This window comes from Vibrio sp. 03_296 (genome assembly GCF_002265885.1).
Map to the genome: position 1 here is coordinate 1 of NZ_NPKW01000978.1, position 767 is coordinate 767.

Consider the following 767-nt stretch of genomic DNA (forward strand, 5'->3'; position numbering starts at 1 on the left):
GTACAGACAAACTGTGTTTTACACCAGTTTCGCTAAACTTGCGCGCATCGACTTTGAAGCCGTTGACTTTGTCGATCAAGCAGATACTTTTACCAGAGTAAGAGCGGTAATAAAAACGGAATTTTTATTATTAAACAAGCTCAAGAAATAGTTTCTTGTTTCATGCATGGTTTTATAGGCAACCGCCTCATAATAATCCAACTCTGAATTGTCAACAGCGTAGATATAGTCTTCAAACGAACGTTGAGTGGATTGAATGATGTTATTTCTATCCTTTTATCAGAGGTATCGATGTTGGATTGGGTTAATAAGCCATGGTTACCACATACGTTTTAATACTTTCTAAACGGTCTTGCTTGTCTATCAAAGCGTTCTACTTCTATGGAAACGGCATAAATAGCCAGTGCAATTAAACACGAATAAAAAAGAAAGTGTGGTCAAATAAAAAGGCCAGGCTTAAACTTTTTTTCATTTTCTTTCTCGGCTGAAGGTTGTCATTTTATTTTTATAGTGAAACGAGTTTTGCTAAATCAACGATGTTTTCGACATTGAATTTATTCAGCAATCGCCGTTTGTAGGTACTAATGGTTTTATCGCTGATCGACAAAATATTGGCTATTCATGTGTTTACTTTAAGGTAATTCATTACGGCCGCTTCTCGGTCTGAAAGTTCTGGTTGAGCTTGGTTGACCGCAGAATTTGGCTTGAACTTGAAAAAGGTGTAGCCGTTGATCACCGCGTCGATAGCGTCTTTCAAAATACTTTGA

The 767-nt window shown here is 37.2% G+C and carries 1 pseudogene; it reads right to left on the bottom strand.

What is annotated here, in order from left to right:
- Positions 1-505 precede the first annotated feature (505 nt).
- Positions 506-767, bottom strand: a pseudogene (locus CIK04_RS29295) (helix-turn-helix transcriptional regulator); the annotation flags it as partial.